Source organism: Cupriavidus sp. UME77, assembly GCF_014170355.1.
Classification (GTDB): domain Bacteria; phylum Pseudomonadota; class Gammaproteobacteria; order Burkholderiales; family Burkholderiaceae; genus Cupriavidus; species Cupriavidus basilensis.
Genome location: NZ_LZZU01000030.1, coordinates 1 through 25431 on the forward strand (window position 1 = coordinate 1; position 25431 = coordinate 25431).

The following is a 25431-nucleotide window of genomic DNA, read 5'->3' on the forward strand; positions in this document are numbered from 1 at the left end:
GCCCCACCCCCCCAAAAACCTTACTGCAAATTAGCAATATAACTAGCAAGATTCTGAATATCCGCATCCGACAGCCCGCGCGCCACGCTAGTCATGCTCCCCGCATCATTAGTCCGCTTGCGCGAGCGAAAGTCTTCAAGCTGCTTGACGATATACGCATACTGCTGCCCTGCCACGCGGGGAATTTCATTCTGCCCGGTAAAGCCGCCGAGATGGCACATGGTGCAGAGCACTTCCTCTGCCTTTTTCCTGCCGGCTTCCACTTTTTGCCCGTCGGCCTTGAACTGCGAGGCGATGGGTTTCTGCGCGGCAAAATATTCGCCCAGGTCAAGCATGTCCTCGCGCGATAGCGGCGCCGCCATCGGCGTCATCATCGGGTCGCTGCGACGGCCCTCCTTGAAGTCCTTCAGTTCCAGGTAGATGTAGCGTGCAGTCTGGCCCGCCAGCACCGGATAGAGTGGATTGCTGGCGTTGCCCATCGGGCCATGGCAGGCGACGCACGATTCGGCCTTGCGCTTGCCGGCGTCGGGATCGGCGTGCGCGCTGCCGGCGACGGCTGCCAGCAGCAGGGCCGCCAGAAGCGCCGGCCTCGGCGGCGCTAACCGCCGGGGCCGGGCCGGATTGGACGGGATTCGCATGCCTACTGCCCTATTGCACCGCGAACACCAGCACGCTGTTGCCGCGCTTGAAGTCTAGTTGCGTGTTGCCGCCGGCCGCCACCGCGATGTACTGCTTGCCGCCGACCATGTAGGACACCGCCGGCGCATTCACGCCCGCGCCACACTGGTACTCCCACAGTTTCTTGCCGGTGGCGGCGTCGAAGGCGCGGAACAGGCCGTTGCCTTCACCATTGAAGACCAGCCCGCCGGCTGTCGCGAGCACGCCGCCGATCAGCGGCTGGTCGGTCTTGTAGTCCCACACTACTTTGCCGGTGTCGATGTTCACCGCGGAGAGCTTGCCCCACTGCGCCTCCGCCGGGATGGTCTTGAAGGCGCCGCCTAGCCAGAGCTTGCCGCCCGGGTAGGGGGAAGCTTCCACCTGGTACGTCATGGGCTGGTGCAGGTTGGCGGCGTAGGCCATCCGTGTCTTCGGGTTGAAGGCCATCGGCGACCACTCCACGCCGCCGTTGGCGCCTGGCAGCATGCGCGCGCCATTGGCCGTGGGCAGGGTCCACATGTCTTCCTGCGGAATCATGGCCTGCGAGAAGCGGATAAGCCGGCCGTCGCGGCGGTCATGCACATAGACGTGGCCGGTCTTGCCGCCGTGGATCACGCCGGGAATCATCTGGCCGTTCTTGTCGCGTACGTCGACCAGGATCGGCGGGCTGACGGCGTCGAGGTCCCAGACGTCATGGGCGATGTACTGCGAGTGCCATTTGTAGGCGCCGGTATCCAGGTCCACCGCGACCATCGAATCCGTATAGAGGTTGTCTCCGGGGCGGATGGCGCCATACAGGTCAGGCGAGGGATTGCCCACCACGAAGATCGCCATCTTGTTCTTGCGGTCGATCGCCGGCGGCATCCACACGCCGCCGCCGAGCGCCTTGTAGAAATCGCCGCCCTTGTCCGCGAGCTGCTTTTTCTCAGCCGCGATATCGCGCTTCATGTCGCGCCCGGTGGCGTCCTTGGTGGCCCACACGCCTTCATGGCCCTTTTCGGGGATGGTGTAGAAGGTCCACAGCAGCTTGCCGTCGGTGGCGCTATACGCCTTGAGGAAGCCACGGATGCCGTACTCGCCGCCATTGGTGCCGATCAGGATCTTGTCATCCACCACCACCGGCGCCATGGTTTCCGAGTAGCCCAGCTCGGGATCGGCGATCTGCGTTTCCCACAGCAGCTTGCCGGTCTTGGCGTCCAGCGCGACCAGCTTGGCGTCGAGCGTGCCCATGAAGAGACGGTCGCCGGAGACGGCCACGCCGCGGTTGTTCGGGCCGCAGCAGAAGGTCGTGATCGGCCCCATCTTGTGCTTGTAGTGCCAGAACTCCTTGCCGGTCACCGCATCGATGGCATAGACGTGGTTATAGGACGTGGTCAGGAACATCACGCCGTTGACCACGATCGGCGCGGTCTCCATGGACTCGAGCACGGCGGTCTGGAACAGGAACGCGGGTTTGAGCTTTGCCACATTCTTGGTGTTGATCTGGCTGCCCGGGTAGTAGCGCGTCTGCACGTAGGAGCCGTTCGAATGCACCCAGTCGTTAGCGTTGTTGCCGGCCGCGTCGAGCTGTGCCTGTGTCACCGGCGGGAGGGGCCGGGTCATGGCCGCGCCCGGAGTGGTGGCGCCGCCCTGGATTTCATCCGCGCCGAAGGCAGCGGGAATCAGCACGGCGGCCGCGGCGGCCAATGCAAGCAACAGCAAGGGGAGGGTAGCCCGGACATGGCTGCGGGATGAGAGCATGGGAAGCTCCTTTCTTGAATTTTTTCGTGCCCCGGCTTTCCCAGGGCGAAAGGGTGTGCTTGTCGCACACTGTGGCGGCCCGGGTCACAAGCAGTATAGGCAAGAGTGCCGGCAAAACAACCCGCATCGCGGCGCGTGCCGGATCGGTGTTCGCCGCGCCGCAGCATGCCCGCCGACGCTCCTTGAAATTGCGCGTCTTACCCTCCACACTTAGCACCAGATTTAGCCAGCGAAATTGTCGCGGCGAGACTGGCAACGTAGTTAACGGCAGCGGCGGGGGACGGACATGAACGGACGCACTGGATGGCGCGCGGGGCTTGCCGCTGTGTTGCTATGTGGCATGGGAACGCTGTGCCTGCCGGCCAGGGCCGACGACGACATCAGCCTCAATGCCCGCCTGCTTGCGGCCGCCCGGGCCGGCGACGCGGCGGCGGTGAGCGCATCGCTGCAGCAGGGCGCGGCGGTGAATGCGCGCAACCGCATCGGCGATACGGCGCTGCTCACCGCAGCCAAGCGTGGGCTGACCGAGATGGCGCGCACGCTGGTCGAGCATGGCGCCGACGTCAGCCAGGCCAACGTGCAGGGCGTGACGCCGCTGATGGCCGCGGCCTTCGGCGGCTTTGACGAGATCGTGGCCATGCTGCTGGCGCGCCATGCGGAGCTGGCCGCCACGGATCGCGTCGACAAGACTGCCATGATCTACGCGGCCGGCGAGGGCCATGCCGGCGTGGTGCGGCAACTGCTGGACGCCGGCGTGGACGTCAACACCCTCTACGCCAACGGGCTCACCGCGCTGATGTGGGCGGCGGGCTACGACAAGGTCGATACGGTGCGCCTGCTGCTGTCCAGAGGCGCCCGGCCCGAGCTGCGCGACAACCGCGGTCTGACCGCGCGGGAGATCGCCGATCAGGCCGGCGCGAAGACGGTGGCCGGCTTGCTGAGCGCGCAGCAATAAACACCGCGGACCGCGGATTGCGGCTGCAACGGCACACGCTGTTGCGGCGTCTCCCCCTCTCCCCCCGCTTGTTAGACCAAAGTCCCATATCTGCAGTCAGGCAACTGTCATACGCTCAACCTAGCGTCGAATCAGGCTGGGTGCTGCGCTGCCTGTGTGGGGAATTTCGCCATGAGCAAAGTCAAGCCGTTCGTCGCAGTGGTGGATGACGACGAATCGGTGCGCCGTGCCATCAAACGGCTCCTGCGCTCCGTCGGCTTGTCAGCGGACACGTTCAAGAGCGGGGACGAGTTTCTGGACATGTTCGACTCCATACCGGCATATCGTCCGGACTGCATCGTGCTGGATATCCAGATGCCGGGCCTGAACGGGCTTGAGGTGCAACGCCGGCTCGCGGGCAGCGGCATTCCCGTGATCTTCATCACGGCACACGACGAGATCGGCATTCGCGAGCAGGCCTTGGCCGCTGGCGCGGCGGCGTATCTGCGCAAGCCGTTCGACGACGAGATTCTCATCCGGGTCGTGCGTGCGGCCATCCATCCGCCTCCGTAGCGTGGCAGCCACCGCGTCGGCCTAGCGGCTATGGGACCAAGGTCCCATTGTTTTAGCCGGTCCCGGATATCAATATGAATCAGACCCCGGAAGAATGCTCGGCGGGCCTGCGCTTTACACAATGTCGTTAATTCTCATGCTTGGAGCACGCATCATGATCAAGACCCTTCGGCTCATCCTCGCGATCCCCCTGTTGCTGGCCGCGGTGGCCTGCTCGACCCAGCAGACTTCAACCGTAGGGAACAATCCACAGCTCGAAGCGAGTGCGCGCAGTGCACTGCAAAAGCTCAATGATACGACTCCAAAGACCAAGGATCTCCTGGCCCGGTCCAAGGGCGTTCTCGTGTTCCCCGATATCATGAAAGCGGGCTTTATCGTGGGCGCGCAAGGCGGCAACGGGGTGATGTTTGGCCCGGATGGCACGGTGCTGGGCTACTACAATGCGTCGGCGGTTTCGTATGGCTTGCAGGCAGGCGCCCAGACCTTTTCGGAGGCCATGTTCTTCATGACCGACTCGGCGCTCACCGATCTCAACGATCGTAACGGGTTGTCGGTCGGTGTCGGGCCGAGTGTGGTTGTCGTCGATGAGGGCGTTGGAAAATCCCTGACCACCACCACGCTGAGTTCGGACGTCTACGCCTTCATCTACGGGCAGCAGGGATTGATGGCCGGCCTGGGCGTGCAAGGCCAGAAGATCACCAAGCTCAGCCGCTGACCTGGCAGATGACCATGCAACGCGCGCAGCGAACCGCAATCGGCCTGATGGTGTGCGCGCTGGCGTCAGCCGCCGGCGCGCAGCAACCCATCATCTATCCCGCCAAGGGGCAGAGCCCGCAGAAGCAGAGCTCGGACACCGCCGCGTGCCAGCAGTGGGCCAAGCAGAGCACGGGGGTGGATCCGGTCGCCATCGCGCAGCAATCCGGCCAGCCTGCCGCGCCGCCACAGCAAGGCGGACGCGTGAGGGGCGCGGCCGGTGGCGCAGCGGCCGGCGCGGCGATTGGCGCGATAGCTGGCGATGCAGGCAAGGGCGCCGCGATCGGGGCGGTCACGGGCACGGCGGCCGGCGGGGTGCGCCAGCGCCGCAAGAACGAGGCCGCGGCCGAGCAGCAGCAGGCGGGGCAGCAACAGGTCTCCCAGGAAATGGCGACATTCAATCGGGCGGTGGGGGCGTGCATGACCGGACGGGGATACACCGTTCAGTAGAGAACGCAGAGAACGTAGAAAACGTAGCAGATGTAGAAGAAAGGCGCGGTCGGCTGGGGATCCAGACATGGCAACGAAACTGATTTCACCTCTGCGGATTGCAGCCGTCGGGCGCGTGCGCAGCCGCGCCTGGTTGCGGTTCGCGTTTGCCAGTGCAACATTGCTGCTGCTTGCCGCTTGCCACAAACCGGCGAACGAGTTGCCGCGCTCGACCACCGAGGTGACGGTCATGACCGTGTCGCAGCGCGACACCCCGGTCGACTTCGAATTCACCGCCCAGACGCAAAGCTCGCGCGAGGTCGAGATTCGCGCTCGCGTCGACGGCTTCCTGGACAAGCGCGTCTATACCGAGGGGCAACTGGTGCACGCCGGGCAGGTGCTCTTCGTGATGGACACCGCGCCGTTCGAAGCGGCGCTGCAGTCGGCCAAGGGCCAGCTTGCACAGCAGGAGGCCAGGCTCACCGTGACCAAGGCCAATCTTGCCCGCGTGATTCCGCTCGCCGCCCAGAACGCACTCAGCCAGAAGGATCTCGACAACGCAACGGGCAACGAGAAAGAGGCGGAGGCCGCCGTGATCGCGGCCAAGGGCCAGGTCCGGACCGCCGAGCTCAACCTGAGCTACACCACGATCAAGTCCCCGCTCACCGGCTTGTCGAGCTTTGCGCGGCAGCAGGACGGCAGTTACGTGACGGCGGCGGCAACGGGCTTGCTGACCTACATCTACCAGCTTGACCCCATGTGGGTGAACTTCAGCATCTCCGAGAATGAGTTGCTGACATACCGGGACCAGGTGGAGAAAGGCCAGTTGCGGTTTCCGGCGAATAACGATTTCGAGGTGGCTGTCGTGCTTGCCGACGGCAACGTGTTCCCGGGCCGCGGGCATATCAACTTCACCAACCCTGCGTTCAACACGCAGACCGGCACCTTCCTCGTGCGGGCCTCGTTCGCCAACCCGCAAGGCACCCTGCGCCCCGGACAGTTCGTGCGCGCGCGGGTCTCGGGCGCGGTGCGCCCGAATGCGGTCCTGGTGCCGCGCCGCGCGGTATTGCAGGGCTCGAAGAGCCACTTCGTCTGGACCGTCGACAAGGATGCGAAAGGCCATCAGCGGGTGGTCGAAGTCGGAGAGTGGCACGGCGATGACTGGTTTATCACCGAGGGCCTGAAGCCAGGAGAGCGGATCGTCGTCGACGGCGCCATTCGCGTGGTTGCCGATACGCCGCTGAAGATCACCCAGGCGCCGGCCAAGAGTGCCGCCGCCGCGCCGCCGCGCAGCGAAGCGCAGAGCCTTTCGCAGCGGCAGTCTGCCCCTGGCGCGACGAACTGACCGGGCAGGCCACATGAATATCTCCCACTTCTGCATCGACCGGCCGATCTTCGCGTCGGTCATCTCGATCGTGATCACGCTTGGCGGCGCGCTGGCCATGCTAAGCCTGCCCATCGCGCAGTATCCGGACATCACGCCACCGCAGATCACGATCTCGGCGACATACCCCGGCGCCACCGGCGACGTGGTTGCCAACAATGTCGCCGCGCCGATCGAGCAGCAGGTCAATGGCGCGGACAACATGATCTATATGAACTCATCGAGTTCATCGACCGGCAACTTCACGCTCAATGTCTTCTTCCAGATCGGCACCAACCCGGAGCTGGCGCAGGTCGACGTGCAGAACCGCGTGAACCTGGCGCTGCCGCAGCTGCCGTCGTCGGTGCAGGCGCAGGGCATCCAGGTGCAGAAGAAGTCATCGGCGTTCATGATGGTCATCGCCATCTATTCGCCGACAGATCGGTACGATTCGACCTACATCGCCAACTACGCCAATATCTACGTGCTCGATGCGCTTAAGCGCGTGCCCGGCGCGAACCAGTCCAGCATCTTCGGCAACCCCGACTACGCCATGCGCATCTGGCTCAAGCCTGACCGCATGGCGCAGCTCGGCATCACGGCCTCCGACGTGCAGAAGGCCGTTGCCAACCAGAACCAGCAGTTCGCGGTCGGCAGCATCGGCCAGTCGCCAACCGGCGCGGCGGTCGAGCAATCCTTTGCCGTTACCACCACCGGCCGCCTGAGCGATCCGGCCGAGTTCGAGAACATCATCCTGCGCGCGGCAAACGGCGAGGCGGCGATCGTGCGCCTCAAGGATATCGGCCGTGCCGAACTCGGCCGCAAGGACTACTCGATCCGCAGCAAGTTCCAGGGCAAACCGGCAACGGTCATCGCCGTCTACCAGCAGCCGGGCGCCAATGCGCTCGACGTGTCCAACCAGGTGCGCAAGACGCTGGCGGAGATGAAGAAATCGTTTCCCGAAGGCCTTGAATACAGCATCGCGATGGACACGACCGAGTTCACTCGCGCGTCGATCTCGGACGTCATCCATACGTTCTTCGAAGCCCTCGTGCTGGTCGTGATCGTGGTCTTTGTCTTCCTGCAGAGCCTGCGTGCCACGTTGATCCCGGTGCTGGCGGTGCCGGTGTCGATCGTCGGCACGTTCATGGGCATGCTCTTGCTCGGATTCTCGATCAACATGCTGACGCTGTTCGGCATGGTGCTGGCCATCGGCATTGTGGTGGACGATGCCATTGTCGTGATCGAGAACGTCGAGCGAAACATGAACGTCCACAAGCTGAGCCCGAAGGATGCCGCCAAACGGGCCATGGACGAGGTCTCGGGGCCGGTGGTGGCGATCGTGCTGGTCATGTGCGCGGTGTTCGTGCCGGTGGCCTTCCTTGGCGGCATCACCGGGCAGTTGTACAAGCAGTTCGCTATCACCATTGCGATCTCGGTGGTGTTCTCCGGGCTGGTCGCGCTGACGTTGTCGCCGGCTCTGGCGGCATTGTTGCTCAAGCCCGGGCACCATGAAAAGAAGGGTTTCTTCAAGTGGTTCGAAAATGCGTTCGCGCGGATGACCGCCGGCTATACGCGCATGGTGAAGCTGATCATCAAGCGCTTCGTGGTGGCGCTGCTGCTGTTCGCCGGCATGATCGTGCTTGCGGTGTTCATGATGCGCTCGATCCCGACCTCGTTCCTGCCGCCGGAGGACCAGGGGTATCTGCTCGGCGCGGTAATCATGCCGGACGCGGCGAGCCTGGATCGCACCGGCGCGGTCTCCCAGCATGTGACCGACTACTTCATGAAGCAGCCGGCGGTGAGCAGCGTCACGATAGTCGACGGTTTCAGCTTGCTGGATAGCCAGAACAAGAACAACGCGGGGGCATTCTTTATCGGCTTCAAGAGTTTCGACGAGCGCTACAAATTTGCCAACATCAAGACGCAGAACGCCCGTGCCGTGCTGATCGGCGCGTACGAGAACCTGTCCCAGGTCAAGGAGGGGATCATCCTGCCGGTCAATCCGCCATCGATCCCGGGGCTCGGCACGACTGGTGGCACCGAGATGTGGATCCAGAGCAAGGGGGATGCCAGCATTCCCCAACTCGCAGGCGTGGTGAACGACTTCATGGCCAAGGCGCAGCAGCGGCCCGAGCTCGCGCGCGTGACCTCGACCTTCAACGCGGCGTCCCAGCAACTGCTGGTCAACGTGGACCGGGACAAGGCGGAGACCCTGGGCGTGCCGATCGAGGAGGTGTACAGCGCCATGCAGACCATGTTCGGCTCGCTGTACGTGTCGCAGTTCAACCGCTCGAGCCGGCTGTGGCAGGTCATCCTGCAAGCCGAGCCCTCGTACCGGCTCAAGCCCGGGGATCTCGACCAGATCTTCGTGCGCAGCAAGACCAACAGCATGGTCCCGCTCAAGGCCGTGGTGAGCACCAAGTTCGTCACCGGTCCGGACCTGGTGACGCGCTTCAATAACTTCCCGGCGGTCAAGATTACCGCTAACGCCGCGCCGGGCTACAGCTCCGGACAGGTCCTGTCCACGCTGGAATCGGTGGCTGACGAGGTGATGCCGGCCGACTACGGCGTGGGATGGAGCGGCGAAGCCTACGAAGCCAGGCAGGCTGGCAGTACGTCGGGGCTGGTGTTCGTGTTCGGCCTGATCATGGTGTTCCTGATCCTTGCCGCGCAATACGAGAAGTGGAGCTTGCCGGTCGGTGTGCTGATGGCGGTGCCGTTCGCACTGTTTGGCGCGTTGCTGGCCATCTTGCTGCGCGGCCTCGAGAACGATGTCTACTTCCAGATCGGCCTGACGATGCTGGTCGCGCTGGCCGCCAAGAACGCCATCCTGATCTTCGAGTTCGCGGTACTCAACCGCGAGGGGGGGGCGTCGGTCTACGACTCCGCCGTCACGGCGGCGGCTGAGCGGCTGCGCCCGATCGTGATGACCTCGCTGGCCTTCATCCTCGGCTGCGTGCCGCTGGCCATTGCGCTCGGCGCGTCGGCCAACAGCCGGCACTCGATCGGCACCGGCGTCATTGGCGGCATGCTTGGCGCGACGGCGATCGCGGTGTTCTTCATCCCGATGTTCTACTACGCGCTCGAGTCGATGTCGGAGCGCTCCGGCGGGGGCAAGAAGACCCCGGGCCCGGAGGGCGGTGCGCCCGGCGCGCCGCCGTCGGGCCCCACCGGCGTGGGCCCGGGGGCTCCGGCGGCTACGCCGTCCGCCAGGCACGAGGGCGACTGACATGCGGACTTCTGCGCTCTCGCTCATCGCCTTGCTGACGCTCGGCGGCTGCCTGCTCGGACCCAACTACCAGCGGCCGGCCGTCGACGCGCCGCCGGCCTTCCGTTTTTCCGACGCGCAGGCCAAGGATGTCGTCAATACGACGTGGTGGGTACAGTTCCAGGATCCCGTGCTCAACGACCTGATCACGATCGCGCTGGCCGAGAACAAGGACGTGAAGATCGCGGCGGCGCGCGTGGACCAGTTCCTCGGGCAGTTCCAGAGCACCCGCTCGCAGTTGTTCCCGCAGGTTGCCGCGGGCGCCAACGCCCAGCGCGAGCGCGTGCCCAACGGCACGGCGCTATTGCCGCCCGGGGTCGGGCCGGTCATCAACCAGTACCAGGCGACACTCTCGGCGTCGTGGGAGCTCGATGTCTTCGGCAAGGTGCGCCGCCAGACGGAATCCGCGCGCGCAAGCTTGCTGGCGAGCGAGGAGGGCCGGCGCGCGACCATCCTGACGCTGGTGGCTTCCGTTGCGTCGTCGTATGTGAACCTGCTGTCGCTGGACCGGCAAATGGAAATTGCCAAGGCAACCGTGGCCAGCCGGGCAGACTCCGTGCACGTCTTCCAGCTGCGCTATAGCGGCGGCGAGGTGTCGCAGATGGAGCTGGCGCAGAGCCAGTCGGAGTACGAGTCCTCGCTGGCGACCATTCCGCAGATCGAGCTCCAGATCGCGCAGCAGGAGGACGCGCTGTCGATCCTGCTGGGGCAGAATCCCCAGCCGATCCTGCGCGGCCGCGGACTGGACGACCTGGCCTTGCCCATGGTGCCGGCTGGCTTGCCATCCGAATTGCTCACGCGCCGCCCGGACCTGCGCCAGGCCGAGCAAGACCTGATCGCCGCCAACGCACTGATCGGCGCGGCGCGTGCGCTCTACTTCCCGTCGATCTCGCTGACCGGCGTGTTCGGCACGGCAAGCGGCCAGTTCTCGTCGCTCTTCACCGGCCCGGCCCGGCTGTGGTCATACGCCGGCGCGGTGACGGTGCCGATCTTCACCGCGGGTAATATCAGCGGGCAGGTCAGGCAGGCCGAGGCGCAGCAGCAGCAGGCGCTGTTCGCCTACCAGAAGGCGATTCAGGTCGCGTTCCAGGAGGTCGAGGACGCGCTGGTGTCGCTGCAGAAGACGCGCGAGAAGCTCGTCGTGCAGGGCCGCCAGGTCGAAGCGCTGCGGACCTACGCGCGGCTCGCGCGGCTGCGCTACGAGGGCGGATACACCAGCTACATCGAAGTGCTGGACGCCGAGCGCAGCCTGTTCAACGCGCAGCTCAGCTATGCGCAGGCGCAGGGAACGGTCTTTGCGTCCAGCGTTGCGCTCTACAAGGCGATGGGGGGCGGCTGGGTGGTCGACGCCGAGCGCATGACCGCGGTAGCTTACGGCGATGGCGGCGCGCCCTTGCCGCCAGGGGAGCCCGCCGCCAGATCCGCCCAGCCGCAGCCATGACGACCGCTCGCCTGATCGCCTGCCACGAGTGTGACCTGCTGCAGCGCGAAGCGGCGCTGCCGGCCGGCGGCGTTGCGCGCTGCCGGCGCTGTGGCGCGGAGCTCTACCGGAGCCGGCCGCAGAGCCTGGATCGCGCGCTGGCGTTCACGGTTGCGGCCATGGTGATGTTCGGCGTGGCGAATGCGTACCCGGTGGTGGGGTTGTCGGTGAACGGCGACCTTGTCCAGAGCACGCTGTTTGGCGCGGTCCGGATACTGTATCTCGACGGCATGTGGCCGCTGGCCGGCCTGGTGTTCGTCACCACGCTCATGATGCCGGCGCTGAGAATGGTGGCGATGGCGTACCTGTTGCTGCCGCTGCGGCTGCAACGGCTCCCGCGCTGGCCCGACCAGGCGTTTCGCGTCCTGGATATCGCGGCGCCGTGGGGCATGACGGAAGTCCTGATCCTCGGCATGCTGGTCGCCCTCGTCAAGCTCTCGCATATCGCCACCGTGGTGCCCGGCGTCGCGCTTTGGGCGTTCGGGGGCGTGATGCTGCTGCTGGCCGCCGCCGGCTCCGCATTCGATGCGCGCGACCTGTGGGCCCGGATCGAAGCGGCGTCGCACGTGGGCGCACAGACCAGCGTGACCACGGCATCGGCCACCACGGCGGCCAGGGCGGGCCTGCTCGTGTGCCATGGTTGCGGGATGTTGTCCCGGCCCGCGCCGCATGCCCACGAAGGCAGCTGCCCGCGCTGCGGTGCGCACCTGCACTTTCGCAAGCCGGACAGCATCGCGCGCACCTGGGCGTTCCTGGTCGCCGCGATGATCCTGTATATCCCGGCCAATATGCTGCCTGTCATGGACACCAGCTCGCTGTTCGGCGCGCAGGAGGACACGATCCTGAGCGGCGTGGTCTATCTCTGGACCTCGGACGCCAAGCTGTTGGCCGCCATCGTGTTCATTGCCAGCATCGCGGTGCCGATGCTCAAGATCATCGCGCTGCTGTTTCTCGTCATCTCGGCCCAGTTCCACTCGGCGTGGCTGCGTGAAAGAAAGACGCGCATCTATCGCCTGGTGGAGCTGGTAGGGCGCTGGTCGATGCTGGACATCTACGTCATCACGCTCCTGGTGGCACTTGTGCAGTTCAGCGCGCTGGCGACGATCAAGGCCGGCCCGGCCGCGGTGGCGTTCGGCGCGGTCGTCGTGCTGACGATGTTCGCCGCGATGTCGTTCGATCCGCGCTTGATCTGGGACGCTACGGAGAAAGCCACGGAGAAAGATCATGGTTGAGCCGCCCGAACGGCGCGACGAGCCGGGCTCGCCTGATTTTCCCGAGGCCGTGGTCAAGCAGCGTTCGCGCTGGCGCCTGCAACTGGTCTGGCTGGTGCCGCTGATCGCGGTGCTGATCGGCGGCTGGCTTGCGGTGCAGGCGGTCCTGCAAAAAGGCCCGACCATCACCATCAGCTTCAAGACCGGCGAGGGGATCGAGGCGGGCAAGACCAAGATCAAGTACAAGGACGTGGACATCGGCGTGGTCAGGAGCGTCGTGCTGTCCAAGGACCATGGCGGCGTGATTGCGAGCGCCGAGCTGGCCAAGGACGCCACCCCCTTGCTGGTCGACGATACCCGCTTCTGGGTGGTGCGCCCGCGCGTGTCCGGCGGCACCGTATCCGGGCTCGGCACGCTGCTGTCCGGCTCGTTCATCGGCACGGATGTCGGCACGCAGGCCAAGGAGCGGCGCGACTTCGTCGGCCTTGAGACCCCTCCCGCCGTCGCCAAGGACGTCCCCGGACGGGAGTTCGTGCTCAAGAGCGAGGACATGGGCTCGCTCGATGTAGGAACGCCCGTCTTCTTCAGGCGCTTGCAGGTCGGGCAGATTACGGCGTACACCCTCGACGCGGATGGCAACGGGGTCACGCTGCGCGTCTTCATCAACGCACCCTACGACAAGTATGTGCGGGCCGATACGCGCTTCTGGCATGCGAGCGGGATCGATGTGTCGCTCGACACGAATGGCTTCAAGGTCAATACGCAATCGATGGTTGCGGTCCTCGTCGGCGGCGTTGCGTTTCAATCGCCTGCGGATTCAGCGGGCAGCGAGCCGGCCAAGGCCAACGCTGAATTCGATCTGTTCCACGACCGTGCGGAGGCCATGAAGCGCCATGACAGGATTGCCGACACCTACGTGCTGAATTTCAAGGAGTCGGTGCGAGGGTTGACGGTCGGTGCGCCTGTCGATTTTCGCGGCATCGTGGTGGGTGAGGTCACGGCAATCTATACGCGTTTCGATCGGGAGAAGAAGGAGTTCAGCATTCCGGTCGAGATACGAATCTATCCGGAGCGCTTCACGTCCCGCTACGAATCGGGCAGAAAAGGGGGGGGCAGGCTGACGGACGAGCCGCACAAGCTGGCCCAGTTTCTGGTCGAGCATGGTTTCCGAGGCCAGTTGAGAACCGGCAACCTGCTGACCGGGCAACTCTACGTCGCCTTGGATTTCTTCCCTGCGGCCCCCAAGGCCAATCTGGACTGGGACGCAAAGCCACCCGAATTCCCGACCGTGCCCGGTGGCCTGCAATCGCTGCAAGACTCGGTGACGGCTTTGGTTGCCAAGCTCAACAAGGTGCCGTTCGAGGGCATTGGCAATGATCTGCGCAAGTCCCTGCAGCAAGCGGATGGGCTGCTCAAGACACTCAACACCGACTTGGCGCCGGAGGCGCGCGCCGCCATGGTCTCCGCGCGCGCGGCACTCGATTCGGCCAACAACGCGCTTGCGCCGGACTCCACGCTGACGCAAAGCACGGCGGAGACGATGCGCGAGCTGTCGCGCGCGGCGGCATCGCTCAGGGCGCTTGCGGACTACCTCGAAAGCCATCCCGAGGCGTTGCTTCGCGGCAAGACGGAGGACAAAAAGTGATGCGCCCCATTCGTTCGATGGCCGCGGTGCTCGGGTTGGCAGTGCTTGGCGGTTGCGCAAGTTCGCCCCAGCCGACTTTCTATACGTTGACCTCCGTGCGGGCGCAGGAACGCACGGACGCCGACGTGCCGGCGGCCATCGCGATCGGGCCGGTGGCGGTGCCGGAGATGGTCGACCGCCCGCAACTGGTGCTGCGCGTTAGTGCGACCCAGGTCAGGCTCGACGAGTTCGCCCGTTGGGCAGAGCCGCTGAAGCGGCAGATCCCCGCCGTGCTCGCCGCGGACCTGGCCCAGTTCTTCCCGGGGGCGCTCGTGTCCGGTTATCCGCAGTGGGCCGACCCGGGGACGGCATACCTGGTGTCAGTCGACGTCCAGAAGTTCGACTCGGCCCCCGGCGATGCGGCCGTCGTCTCGGTAGTGTGGTCCGTAAGGGCGCCAAAGCAGGGCGCCCTGGTGAGCGGGCGCAGCGACGTGCGGGAGCCCGCCGGCGCCGCGGGGTACGACGCCCTCGTCGACGCGCACAGCCGGGCGCTGGCGGCGGTCAGCCGCGACATCGCTGGCGCGATACGTACGGCACGCACGGCACGTCAACAGTGACAACGCAGCGCGGCTGGGGTGGATGCCTGAGCTTGAGCCTGCGTCGCCGTATCGCGGCAACAGGGGGGCAGACATGAACCACCTCGTCATCGCCTTGATCGTCTTCGCCTGTGTCTTTGGCAGTTCGCTGCTTGGCATGTGGACGCGCGCCATGCTGCCTGAACACCACCTCAGCGATCAGTCCATCAGCGTGGTCAAGATGGCGACAGGCCTGATCGCCACGATGGCGGCGTTGGTGCTCGGGCTGCTGGTGTCGTCGGCCAAAGGCACGTTCGACACCGTGAGCAGCGAGCTTGTGCAGAATTCCGCCAGCGTCATCCAGCTCGATCGGGTACTGGCCAAATATGGCCCGGACGCGCAGGAGGTTCGCGTCTTGCTCAAGCATGTCTATGCGGAAAAGATCCAGATACTCGACTCCGGGGACGAGGCGCAGCTGGCAAAGCTCGGCAATGCCGAATCTGTCAGCCAACTGGAAGCCTTTCAGCGCAAGCTGGAGTCACTTGCGCCGCGCGACGACGAGCACGTTCAACTGAAGGCGAAGGCGGTGCAAATTGTCGATAGCGTGTTCGCGGCGCGCTGGCTCGCGTTGCTGCAGACAAAATCCTCGATACCGATCTCCCTGCTGATCGTGCTGGTGCTGTGGCTGTCCATCGTATTCGGCACGTTCGGGCTGTTCGCCGAGCGCAACGGGACCATTGTTGCCGCGTTGATGATGTGCGCCTTATCGACTTCCGGGGCGATCTTCCTGATCGAGGAAATGAGCACGCCGCTCTATGGGCTGGTCAGCGTGTCGCTTGCACCCATGCACGACGCGTTCGCCCATCTTGGGCAGTAGCGCGGGAGGCGCCGCGCTCGGCGTGATGCTGACCTACTCTTGAGCAGAGGACGCGCTGGCGCGAGGCGTTTGCGCCGGCCATAACAAGGAGTCGTCATGAAGATGCTAGCCATGTTGGCATGTGTGATGCTTTGCGCGAACGCGTATGCCGAATGCACCACCAACGCGCGCGGGGCCGTGGTTTGCAACAACGGAGAGTCGGCTGCCGGGTATAACCGGAACACGGGCAACGGCTTTACGTCGGAGAAGAACCAGAATGGCGTGACAACGACGCAGACCACCAAGGGCGGAGAGGCCAAGACCAAGGATGGCAAGGGGGTCTATACGAGCCCGAGCGGAAAGACCTGCGCCAAGACGGCCCGCCATCAGGGCTGCAATTGAGGCGCGGCGGCGGGCATCAGGCTCGCCCAGGCTATGTCATGGTGCCGTGACGGTGGGTGCGCCCGGCCCCGGGTGAAGGAGCGGATGGGGGATGCCGGCCTTGTCGGTGATGCGCACCAGCTCGGCCAGCGAGTGCGCCTCCATCTTTCTCATCACGCGGGCGCGGTGGACCTTGATGGTCTTTTCCGCCGTGCCCAGCTCACAGGCCATCTGCTTGTTCAGGCGGCCTTCGACGACCAGCGTAAGCACTTCGCGCTCGCGCGGTGTGAGGCGGTCAATGCGGCTGCAGATCGCTTCGATCTCGATGCGGCTCGCGCGTGCTTGCGACGCACGTCCCAGCGCGGCTTCGATCGCGCTTAGCAGCTCGCTGTCACTGACCGGCTTGACCAGGAAGTCCGTCGCGCCCGCTTTCATGGCGCGCACGCTGGCGGGGATATCGCCATGTCCGGTAATGAAGACGATCGGCAGCGGCCTGCCTGTTCCATTGAGCTCACGTTGCAATTCCAATCCGTTAAGATCAGGGAGTTGCAAGTCGAGCACCAGGCAGGCGTTGCACTCTGCGGGCGAGCCGCTGTCGAGGAACTCGCGCGCAGAGCCGAATCCCTCAACAAGGTAGCCTGCGGCGCGGATCAGGCGCATCAGCGCCCGGCGTACCGCGTCGTCGTCATCCACCACGAGGACGGTTGGTGTGAGGTTGCTCATGGGTGTTCCCCCGAATGTGCGGGCTCTGTGTTCGCTGCGACCGGCAACGTGAAATAGAAAGTGGCACCTTGGTCGCTATTGTTCTCCGCCCAAATGCGTCCGCCGTGCATTTCCACGATGGAGCGGCTGATGGACAGCCCGAGGCCAAGCCCTTCGCGCTTTGAGGTGAAGAATGGCTTGAAGATCTGGTCGAGGTTGTCCGCGCTCAGGCCGGGGCCCCGGTCCCGCACCGCCACGCGCACCATGCCGGCGCCTTCGCGCGTGGCGTCAACCATGACCACGCGGTCCCGCGCCGGGCGGGACTCGACTGCGTGGAAGGCGTTGAGCAACAGATTCAGCACGACCTGCTGCACCTGGACGCTATCGCCCTGGGCGGACGGCAGCGTGGGCTCGGTGTGCTGGACCACGCGGATGCCGCGTACGATCGCATCGCTGTGCACCAGGAGCGCCACGTCGCCGATGACGCGCTCAAGACTGAGGGGCGCGGCTTCGAGGTCGCCCTTCTTGACCAGCCTGCGAATCCGGCGGATCACTTCGCTCGCGCGGTGGTTGTCCTCGACGATATCCTGCAAGATTTCACGCACTTCGGCCAGGTTGACAGGCTGCGTCGACATGAAGCGTTGGGCGGCCTGCGCGTTGCTCAAGATGGCCGTCAGCGGCTGATTCAACTCGTGCGCGAGTGAGCTCGCCAGCTCACCCAGCGTGGAGACACGCGTCAGATGGGCAAGCTCCTGCCGGTTACGCTGTAGCTCGTAGCGCTCGGTGCGGTCGATGATGACGGTCAGCATGAGCGGCGCCCCGTCGAACGAAGCGTCCTTGGCGGTGATTTCCGCCGGGAACTCGGTGCCGTCCTTGCGTCGCGCGAACTGGTCATGCGTGCCGCCTGCCGGCCTGCACAAGCGCACGGCCCTGGTGTCGCCCTGCAATCCTGGTACGAGCGCGTCGGCAGACGCGCCGATCAGTTCATCCTGGCGATAGCCGAAGAGCGCTTCCGCGCCAGCATTGGCCAAGAGGATCTGGCCGCGCGGATCGGTCATCAGAATGGCAAACGGCAACAAGGCCAGCATGCCGCGCACGCTTTCATCATGCTGCAATGCCCGTGCGGGACCGCGGAACCCGCCAGGTGCATCGCCGCGGGGATCCAGGGGCCCATCCCGTGGCTCCGGGCGCATGGCGGTGCGCTGGACGCGCCCAGGGGAGAGCATGGCAAGGCGTGCGCTGATGGGGCGCCAGCCCTGACGCCAGGACTGGCGAAATCTCGGACCCTTGGCGGGGAGTGGCTGCGCTGCGGGCGAATCCTCTGCCGGGTAGTCCCACGTTGCACCGGTGGACCGCGCGCGCCGGAGTTGCAGCAACAGCAGCAGCAACAGCAGTGCGATGAACGCTGCCTCGAGGAGGGCGGCAGTGTGGATGAGGGTCATGGCGCCGTGCTCCCTGTCAATGGTTCGCACGCAGGCATGCGAACCCGGCGCCGTCGGCAAGCCGGCGAGCGATTGAGCCATTCAGCGTGCATGCGGTGGCATTGGGCAGCTGCGCCATGGCAGCGAGGTGCTCGCCACCGCATACCTGCGCTGGGCTGATCAGCGGACCCGTCTTAAATGCTTCCTCGCGCCCCCGCGCCCAGGTGGGTGAAGCGTCACTGGCAGGGCAGGCGGCTCCACGATCATGTGGCATGGAGCAAAAAAAGTGTAGGCGCTGGCGTTGCTTTGTAAAAGACATAAGTCGCGATTGTGGAACTTACCATGCGCGGATTCGCACAAGCAGGGCAGCCTTGCCGGCGGCGCGATCCTGCGATGGAGATGGGACCAAGGTCCCATTGCCGGTGGTCTGTGCGCGGGCTATTCCTTTAGTTGAGCGGCGTCGAGCAGCGCTGGGCGGCGCCGCGCGGCTGCAGGCCGCAAGTTCGCATAACGGATTCGCACAAGTGGTCCTACATGATCCGACGTGGTCCGGTGTGGTCCGAAGCCAATAGGGATAGATTCCCCGGGGAGCCGTCATGGCGCAGCCACGCAAAGCGACACCTTCCAATGCGGCGGCGCATGGGGCAAAGTTCGACCATACGGTGCTCGTCCTGCAAGGCGGGGGCGCACTGGGCGCCTACCAGGCGGGCATCTACGCCGGCCTTGCGCACGCCGGCATCGCGCCGGACTGGATCGCGGGGGTATCCATCGGGGCGATCAACGCCGCGCTGATCGCCGGCAATCCACCGGAGCGCCGCGTGGAACGCCTGGGCGAGTTCTGGGACCGCATATCCGCGCATACGCCTTTTATGCCGCCGGCCTACCTGGAGCATCTGCGCCCGATGATGAATGCCTTCAGCGCGGCATCCGCGGTCACGTTCGGCGTTCCGGGCTTCTTTTCGCCACGGGTGCCGCCGCCCTTCCTGTCGCCTGACGGCAGCATCGAGGCGTTGAGCTTCTACGATACGCGGCCGCTCAGGGACACGCTTGAGCAGCTGGTGGACTTCGACCTGGTCAACCGGAAGGACGTCCGGCTCTCGCTGGGCGCGGTCAATGTGCGCTCCGGGAACTCGGTGTATTTCGACAACACGCAGATGCGCCTCGGCCCGGAGCACGTGATGGCCAGCGGCGCGCTGCCGCCGGGATTCCCGCCGGTGGAGGTGGGCGGGGAGCTGTACTGGGATGGCGGGATCGTCTCGAACACGCCGCTTTGGTACGTCGTCGATGAGGGCTACCGGATGAATGCGCTGGTCCTGCAGGTCGACGTATTCAGCGGCGCGGGCGAGATGCCGCAGAACCTGCGCGAGGCCCAGGAGCGGGTCAAGGACATCCAGTATGCAAGCAAGACGCGTTTCAACTCGACCCGGATCCGGGAGATCGAAGAACTTCGCGGTGCGCTGCACCGCGTCATCGCCAAGCTGCCGGCGGCGCTCAAGTCCGACCCGGATGTGCGCCAGCTCACCGCGATCAGCACGCGCGGCGCCGTGGCGCTGCTGCACTTCATCAACCGGCACAACACGCATTCCGCCAACTTCAAGGACTACGAGTTCTCGCGGGCTACCGTGACCGATCTGTGGAACGGCGGCCTGGAAGACGCACGCCGCGCCGTTGCCAGCCCGAAATGGCAGGAAGCGATGGCGCTGCCGAGCGGGATCGGCATTTACGACATGACTATCCGTTGACATCCGTTGACGCGCAAAAAACTGGAGCCCACGCCATGACCGAAGCTGACATAAAGGCGCACGCGTTCGCGATGCCGCTCACGAGTCCGGCATTCCCGTGCGGCCCCTATCGCTTTGTCAATCGCGAGTTCCTGATCATCACCTACCGCACCGACCCCGACGCACTGGCAGCCGTCATACCCGCGCCGCTGGAGATGACCGAGCCGATCGTCAAGTTCGAGTTCATCCGCATGCCCGATTCAACCGGCTTCGGAGACTACACGGAAAGTGGCCAGGTCATTCCGGTGCGATTCAAGGGCGAGCACGGCGGCTACGTGCACGCCATGTTTCTCGACGATGGCTCGCCGATAGCAGCGGGCCGCGAAATCTGGGGCTTTCCCAAGAAACTGGCCTCGCCGCAGCTACGCATCGAGAAGGACACGATTGGCGGCGTGTTGCGCTACGGGCCGGTCCCGATTGCCGTGGCGACGATGGGCTACAAGCACAAGACGCTTGCCCACGACAAGATCCTGGCATCGCTATGCGCGCCCAACTTCCTGCTCAAGATCATTCCGCACGTGGACGGGACGGCGCGCATCTGCGAACTGGTGCGCTACTTCTGCGAAGACATCACCGTGAAAGGCGCCTGGGAGGGGCCGGCCGGACTCGAGCTGTTTCATCACGCGCTCGCGCCGGTCGCGGCGCTGCCGGTGCTCGAGGTGATTTCGGGCGTGCATATCCTGACCGACCTGACGCTGGGCCTGGGGACGGTTGTCCATGACTATCTGGCTGCGTGAGCCGTTCGCGCGCATGGGACCATGGTCCCATATCGGCGCCCCCCGCGGGTCGCATAGTCTATGGATAGGTGGGTCATCCTGGCCGTGCGGCGCTTTGCCCGGCGGACGACCCGCATCGACATGACTGAGCGAGGAATCACATGACCAGGCAGCTATGTTGGTTTGCGGTGGTGCCAGCGCTGCTGTTCGCGGGCGCCGCCAGGGCGCAATACCCGATCGTGAACGAGGTCGCCGACAAGATCGTGCAGAAGTACGAGCGCGCGTCCTGCGAGCAGCTATGGCAGGAGAAAGCGCAGAAACAGGGGCAGCCGAAGTCGGAGCGGGAGCAGCGCGCCGTGCAGATGCTGCACGAAGATCCGCAGATGCGCAGCGCGTTCATCAATCGGGTGGCAGCGCCCGTCGTCAACAAGATGTTCGAGTGCGGCATGATCCCGTGACGCGCGCGGCGTGCTGCACTGAGCTAAGTGACTCACCGAGACCGCGATGACTGACGCGAAATGGCTGTTGCGCGTAGCTGGCGTTGCGCTGGGCTTGCTGCTGTCCGCCAGCGGCATCGCCCAGCAGCCCCAGCCAGCGCAGAAGACACCCAAAGCCACTGCCAGATCCGCGGATAAGGCTGGGGCGCTGACCTTCCAGGCCGGCATCGAGCCACGCGCGGTCGACATCCTCAAGGCGGCGAGCGCGCGCCTGGCCGCCGCCAGGACGATGGCGTTCACGGCGGTCGTCTCCTATGAGAGCCCGAGCCGCCTCGGCCCTCCGCTGGTTTACTCCACCAAGTCGCAGGTCACGCTGCAGCGCCCGGATAAGCTCAAGGTTGTCACGCCAGGCGACGGGCCGCCCTCGGAGTTCTACTACGACGGCAAGACCATGATGGCACTCGCGCCGGCGGAGAACCTGGTCGCCATCGCCGACGCGCCGCCGACCATCGACGCCGCGCTGCAGAAGGCCTACGATACCGCGGCGATCTACTTCCCGTTCACCGATGTGATCGTCACGGATCCCTACAAGGATATCGCCGCCGGGCTGAAGACCGCTTTCTATATCGGTCAATCGGACATTGTCGGCAATACCACGACGGACATGGTGGCCTATGTCACCGGCGATGTGTTCGTGCAGGCCTGGATCGGTACGCAGGACAAGCTGCCGCGCCGCATCTACGCCGTCTACCTCAATGACCGCACCCGGCTGCGCCATGTGCTGGAACTCTCCAACTGGGAGCTGGATGTCACCGTTCCCGCTACCGCTTTTGTTTCGGCCAGCGCATCCAGCGCGGCACGCATTGCGTTTGAGCCGCCGGAGGCAACAGGCGGGCCAGCCATGAAGCCACCGCCAAAGTACGCACCTATCAAGCCGGCCAAGCCGGCCAAGCCAGCCACGCCTGCCAAGAGTCAATGAGGAGACGCATCATGCGCAAAGCCGTCACCCATCTGCTCGGGCTGCTGCTCCCGGCGCTGTGCGCCGGTCCGGCGGGCGCGTGGTCGCACGCCAACTATAGTGGCGGCAGCACTTCGCATATGGCCGGTTCGAACTCCACGACCCGGAGCAACGCCTGGGGCGGCAGCGAAACGCACACCTATGGGCAGGGCACGACCGCGACCGGCCGCTACGGAAGCACGGCCACGCATGCCGAAGGCTCGGGGCAGACGAGCGCTACCAGCCGCTACGGCGGGACCGCGACCCACACCTACGGGCAGGGTACTACCGCCACCGGCGCGTACGGCGGCACGGCGACGCACGGCACCGGTTCCGGCTATACGACCTACAAGAGTGCCTCGGGCGCGACGGCTTACCACAGCCCGTACTACGGCGCGACGTACCCCGCATACCATCCGCCGGTGGTGGTGAACAACTACGGCTCCAGCTGCTACAACTGCGGCGGCTGGTCCACCGCCGGGGCCGTCGCGGCGGGCGCGGTGGTGGGCGTGGCGGCCGGCGCGGCCGTGGCTTCGGCCAATACGGCTGCCGCAACCTCCAATGCCTACAATGCGGGTGTGGCTGCCGGGGCGACAGCGGCCGCCGCCCCTGTCGGCACGACGTTTGCGATGGGTGCGATCTACCCGGCGCTGCCTGCGGGCTGCATCAAGCCCAGCGTGCAGGGCGGCACCTACTATCTGTGTGGGAACACGTGGTTCAAGCCCTCCTATGGCGCGAACGGCGTCTACTACCGCGTGGTGCCAACGCCCGCCTGAGTACTCCGAATATCCCGATATCCACGCGGCACAGTCAACACCATCACCGCCGTCAGCGCACTCAGCGCATCCAACGCGATAGCACGATGACATAGATCGCCGACGCGGTGAGCTGGGCCACGGTGATCGGCAGTCCATAGCGCATGAAGGTGGCGAACGTGACCGGCTTGCCGTGGCGCGCGCAGATGCCGGCCGACACGATGTTGGCCGATGCGCCGATGAGGGTGGCGTTGCCCCCGAGCGTTGCGCCGAACATCATGCCGACGAACACCGGTATCGTGGCTGCTGGCCACTGGGTGAACAGCGCGCCAAGCGCGGCGTCGGGCACGACCTCCGCCGCCACCAGGTAGCCCTTGATCATCAGGATCGACGCGGCCGCCACCGGGACGTTTGCCAGCAGGCTTGAGAGCAGGCCGATGACGGCAATCATCACCAGGGCAACGAGCGTCAGTTGGGTGCCGAACGTCGCGTACAGCCTCAGCGCCATGACCTGCAGCAGGCCGGTCTTGGTCACGGCCTGCACCAGGCAGAAGATGCACCCCAGGAACAACAGCGTTTTCCAGTCGACGTCCCGCAGCACGTCGTCGGTTGGCTCGAAGCGCGCTTCATACCCGACCAGCAGCGCCAGGGCGCTGGCGATCAGCGCGACCATGGGCGGCACGAGCCGGGTGGGCAGGTGCTCGCCGAAGATGAACAGCGCCACCATCGTCAAGAGGACGGCGAGCGAGAGCCCCGCATAGACGGGGCGCTCGAGCTGCTTGTGTGGCTGGCGCTGCGGCAAGGCACGACGCATCCGCCACAGGTCCGGCATCAGCAGCGGCAGCAGCGGGACGATGACGAGCAGGGCGACCACGCCGCCCAGGCTGACGTGGCGCAGGTACTCGCCAAATGTCATGCCGATCGCGCTGCCGACGAGGAAGGTCGCCGGGTCGCCGACCAGCGTGAGCAGGCCGGCGGAATTGCTCACGATGGCGGTCAGCACCATCGGCCCGACAAAGTCCACCTCCAGGGCGATGGCCACGCGGATGATGATGGGGGCGAGCAGGATCACCGTGGTCGCGTTCGGCAAGAAGGCGCACAAGGGCGCAACCATCGCGATCAGCAACAACAGGAAACGCTTGCCGCTGCCGCCCGTGGCGCTCAGGTACAGGTCGCCGAGGCGGTCGAACAGGCCTGTGGTGGACAGGATGCGGGCTACCACCATGCCACCAAACAGCAAGCTGATGGGGCCGCCGGAGGTGCGGGTGGCGCTCAGCAGATCCTGTTCTGTGAGGATCCCCATCGCGATCAGCACGCACACGCCGATCAGGGCCGCGACCGTCATGTCCATCAGGTTCAAGGCGATGACCAGGATCACGGCCCCGAAGACGCCAAGGACGATATAGATCTGCAGATCACTCATGCGGCGACCTCCGCGGCCCGTTGCATCGATAGTACCTTTCCCACCATCGCATCGATCGCATCGATCGCACCTGGCGTCTCTAGCGCATGGGCGGCGCGTACATCAGGCCGCCCTGCGTCCATGGCCGGTTGGGGCCGCGCTCCAGCTTGAGCGGGCTTTGCGCGCCAAGATTGCGCTCGAACATCTCGCCGTAGTTGCCTACGCTTTGCACCGCGCGCGTGGCCCAGCCCGGCGCGACGCCGAGCGCCTTGCTCGCGTCGTCGCCGGGATCGAGGGCGGCGGCCAGCAACGGATCGCGCATGCGCTCGGGCACGTTGGATTGCGTGATCCCGCTTTCTTCGGCGGCAATGAGCGAGAAAAGTACCCAGCGGACCAGGGTCAGCCACTGCTGGTCGTCGTTGCGCACGACCGGCCCGAGCGGCTCCTTGGAGATCCGCTCGGGCAGGATGACGTAGGCTTGCGATCCCCCCCGGCCCCGCAGGCGTACGGCCGCGAGGTGCGAGGCATCCGCGGTATAGGCGAGGCAGCGTCCTGCAAGGAAGGCGTCGGCCACTTCGGCTGCGGAGTCCACGGCGAGCGGGCGCATGCTCAACCGCTTCGCCGCGGAATAGGCGGCCAGATGCTCCGCGCTCGAGGTTCCTTTCTCGACGCAGACGGTGGCGCGGTCAAGCGCGGCAATCGACTTCGGCGCGCCCTGCTGCGGCACCATGAAGGCTTGGCCATCGTAAAAGAGGATGCCGGCGAACTGCACGCCCAGCGTGCTCTCACGCGCGAGGGTCCACGTGGTGTTGCGGCTGATCAGGTCCACCACGTCGGTGCGCAGGGCCGGAAACCTGGCTGAAGCCTTCAGCGCTACGAAGGTGACCTTGTCGGCCCGGCCCAGCGCCGCCGCCGCTACGGCGCGGCAGAAATCGACGTCAAGGCCAGACCAGTGGCCCGCCGCGTCCTTCGCCGAAAACCCCGCAATGCCCTCGCTGACACCGCAGCGCAGTGTGCCGCGCGACCTGGCCTGCGCCAGCGTATCGCCGTCAGCGGCATGGGCTGGCAAGCTGGTGGCAGCGAGCAACGGCAGCGTTCCCAGCCACAGTCGTTTGACGATGCGCCGGACGATGTGCCGAAGGTGGATCATGCTTGCCCCCAAGCCAGGCGCGACAGCGCGCCGCGGCTGCCGACAGATTCACTCTGGCAGCGATCCCCCGGGGCGTCAATTGGCCTTTCGTCGTACGGGCGAGGGAGATTGGTGGGGCACCACGTCTGGCCAATATGCAATATAGGAGACTTGCAATGAGGAGCCTGAGGATCACCGACATGCCTGCTGTTGAAGAACTCGAAGAGGAAAGCGATCGGCGCGG

At 65.4% G+C, this 25431-nt stretch carries 23 protein-coding genes; 17 read left to right on the top strand and 6 right to left on the bottom strand.

Going from position 1 to position 25431, the window contains the following annotated elements:
* Positions 1-20: 20 nt before the first annotated feature.
* Positions 21-638: a cytochrome c gene (locus A9975_RS11360; RefSeq protein WP_183032772.1), complete on the bottom strand. Its 618-nt coding sequence runs from the start codon at positions 636-638 to the stop codon at positions 21-23.
* Positions 639-648: 10 nt separating this feature from the next.
* Positions 649-2397 (bottom strand): PQQ-binding-like beta-propeller repeat protein, encoded by a 1749-nt coding sequence (locus A9975_RS11365; protein ID WP_183032773.1) that lies wholly within the window; start codon positions 2395-2397, stop codon positions 649-651.
* A 286-nt stretch (positions 2398-2683) separates the two neighbouring features.
* Here A9975_RS11365 and A9975_RS11370 point away from each other — a divergent pair, with 286 nt between their 5' ends.
* From A9975_RS11370 to A9975_RS11425, 12 genes are all read left to right on the top strand, one after another.
* A complete protein-coding gene (locus tag A9975_RS11370) occupies positions 2684-3352 on the top strand; it encodes an ankyrin repeat domain-containing protein (protein WP_183032774.1) in 669 nt (222 codons plus the stop codon).
* A 171-nt stretch (positions 3353-3523) separates the two neighbouring features.
* Complete coding sequence (locus A9975_RS11375; RefSeq protein ID WP_174426545.1) at positions 3524-3904, top strand: response regulator transcription factor; 381 nt, start codon at positions 3524-3526, stop codon at positions 3902-3904.
* A 154-nt stretch (positions 3905-4058) separates the two neighbouring features.
* Positions 4059-4619, top strand: a complete 561-nt coding sequence (locus A9975_RS11380; protein WP_183032775.1) for a YSC84-related protein — start codon at positions 4059-4061, stop codon at positions 4617-4619.
* 14 nt (positions 4620-4633) lie between these two features.
* Complete coding sequence (locus A9975_RS11385) at positions 4634-5107, top strand: YMGG-like glycine zipper-containing protein (protein ID WP_183032809.1); 474 nt, start codon at positions 4634-4636, stop codon at positions 5105-5107.
* A 67-nt stretch (positions 5108-5174) separates the two neighbouring features.
* Positions 5175-6431 (top strand): efflux RND transporter periplasmic adaptor subunit, encoded by a 1257-nt coding sequence (locus A9975_RS11390; RefSeq protein WP_183032776.1) that lies wholly within the window; start codon positions 5175-5177, stop codon positions 6429-6431.
* 13 nt (positions 6432-6444) lie between these two features.
* Positions 6445-9681 carry an efflux RND transporter permease subunit gene (locus tag A9975_RS11395; RefSeq protein ID WP_183032777.1) on the top strand — a complete coding sequence of 1079 codons (3237 nt, stop codon included), beginning with the start codon at positions 6445-6447 and terminating at the stop codon, positions 9679-9681.
* A gap of 1 nt (position 9682) precedes the next feature.
* A complete protein-coding gene (locus A9975_RS11400) occupies positions 9683-11161 on the top strand; it encodes an efflux transporter outer membrane subunit (RefSeq protein WP_183032778.1) in 1479 nt (492 codons plus the stop codon).
* A complete protein-coding gene (locus A9975_RS11405) occupies positions 11158-12432 on the top strand; it encodes a paraquat-inducible protein A (RefSeq protein WP_183032779.1) in 1275 nt (424 codons plus the stop codon). The genes A9975_RS11400 and A9975_RS11405 overlap by 4 nt, the downstream gene beginning before the upstream one ends.
* Entirely contained in the window at positions 12425-14056 is a 1632-nt protein-coding gene (locus A9975_RS11410) for an intermembrane transport protein PqiB (protein ID WP_183032780.1), read from the top strand. The genes A9975_RS11405 and A9975_RS11410 overlap by 8 nt, the downstream gene beginning before the upstream one ends.
* Positions 14056-14652 carry a membrane integrity-associated transporter subunit PqiC gene (locus A9975_RS11415; RefSeq protein WP_183032781.1) on the top strand — a complete coding sequence of 199 codons (597 nt, stop codon included), beginning with the start codon at positions 14056-14058 and terminating at the stop codon, positions 14650-14652. The genes A9975_RS11410 and A9975_RS11415 overlap by 1 nt, the downstream gene beginning before the upstream one ends.
* 22 nt (positions 14653-14674) lie before the next feature.
* A complete protein-coding gene (locus tag A9975_RS11420; RefSeq protein WP_370564394.1) occupies positions 14675-15487 on the top strand; it encodes a hypothetical protein in 813 nt (270 codons plus the stop codon).
* Between the two features lie 96 nt (positions 15488-15583).
* Positions 15584-15868: a hypothetical protein gene (locus A9975_RS11425; RefSeq protein ID WP_183032782.1), complete on the top strand. Its 285-nt coding sequence runs from the start codon at positions 15584-15586 to the stop codon at positions 15866-15868.
* Positions 15869-15904: 36 nt separating this feature from the next.
* On the opposite strand, the gene A9975_RS11430 is transcribed toward A9975_RS11425, so the two are convergent.
* Both A9975_RS11430 and A9975_RS11435 read right to left on the bottom strand, forming a co-directional pair.
* The gene (locus A9975_RS11430; protein WP_183032783.1) at positions 15905-16570 is read right to left on the bottom strand and encodes a response regulator transcription factor; all 666 of its coding nucleotides are present in this window, start codon (positions 16568-16570) and stop codon (positions 15905-15907) included.
* A complete protein-coding gene (locus tag A9975_RS11435) occupies positions 16567-17991 on the bottom strand; it encodes a nitrogen regulation protein NR(II) (protein ID WP_255503164.1) in 1425 nt (474 codons plus the stop codon). The genes A9975_RS11430 and A9975_RS11435 overlap by 4 nt, the downstream gene beginning before the upstream one ends.
* Before the next feature lie 575 nt (positions 17992-18566).
* Between A9975_RS11435 and A9975_RS11440 the strand changes: the two genes are divergently transcribed.
* The 5 genes from A9975_RS11440 (at position 18567) to A9975_RS11460 (ending at position 22677) form a co-directional block, all read left to right on the top strand.
* On the top strand, positions 18567-19712 hold the full coding sequence (locus tag A9975_RS11440; RefSeq protein ID WP_183032784.1) for a patatin-like phospholipase family protein: 1146 nt from the start codon (positions 18567-18569) through the stop codon (positions 19710-19712).
* Positions 19713-19747: 35 nt separating this feature from the next.
* Positions 19748-20488: an acetoacetate decarboxylase gene (locus A9975_RS11445; protein ID WP_150983707.1), complete on the top strand. Its 741-nt coding sequence runs from the start codon at positions 19748-19750 to the stop codon at positions 20486-20488.
* A 140-nt stretch (positions 20489-20628) separates the two neighbouring features.
* The gene (locus A9975_RS11450; RefSeq protein ID WP_183032785.1) at positions 20629-20925 is read left to right on the top strand and encodes a hypothetical protein; all 297 of its coding nucleotides are present in this window, start codon (positions 20629-20631) and stop codon (positions 20923-20925) included.
* 46 nt (positions 20926-20971) lie between these two features.
* A complete protein-coding gene (locus tag A9975_RS11455; RefSeq protein WP_183032786.1) occupies positions 20972-21883 on the top strand; it encodes a DUF2092 domain-containing protein in 912 nt (303 codons plus the stop codon).
* An 11-nt stretch (positions 21884-21894) separates the two neighbouring features.
* The gene (locus A9975_RS11460; RefSeq protein ID WP_183032787.1) at positions 21895-22677 is read left to right on the top strand and encodes a hypothetical protein; all 783 of its coding nucleotides are present in this window, start codon (positions 21895-21897) and stop codon (positions 22675-22677) included.
* 61 nt (positions 22678-22738) lie between these two features.
* Here the strand turns inward: A9975_RS11460 and A9975_RS11465 are convergent, their stop codons facing one another.
* Both A9975_RS11465 and A9975_RS11470 read right to left on the bottom strand, forming a co-directional pair.
* Positions 22739-24079 carry an SLC13 family permease gene (locus A9975_RS11465; protein WP_183032788.1) on the bottom strand — a complete coding sequence of 447 codons (1341 nt, stop codon included), beginning with the start codon at positions 24077-24079 and terminating at the stop codon, positions 22739-22741.
* A 79-nt stretch (positions 24080-24158) separates the two neighbouring features.
* Positions 24159-25208 carry an amino acid ABC transporter substrate-binding protein gene (locus A9975_RS11470; RefSeq protein WP_183032789.1) on the bottom strand — a complete coding sequence of 350 codons (1050 nt, stop codon included), beginning with the start codon at positions 25206-25208 and terminating at the stop codon, positions 24159-24161.
* Between the last annotated feature and the right edge of the window lie 223 nt (positions 25209-25431).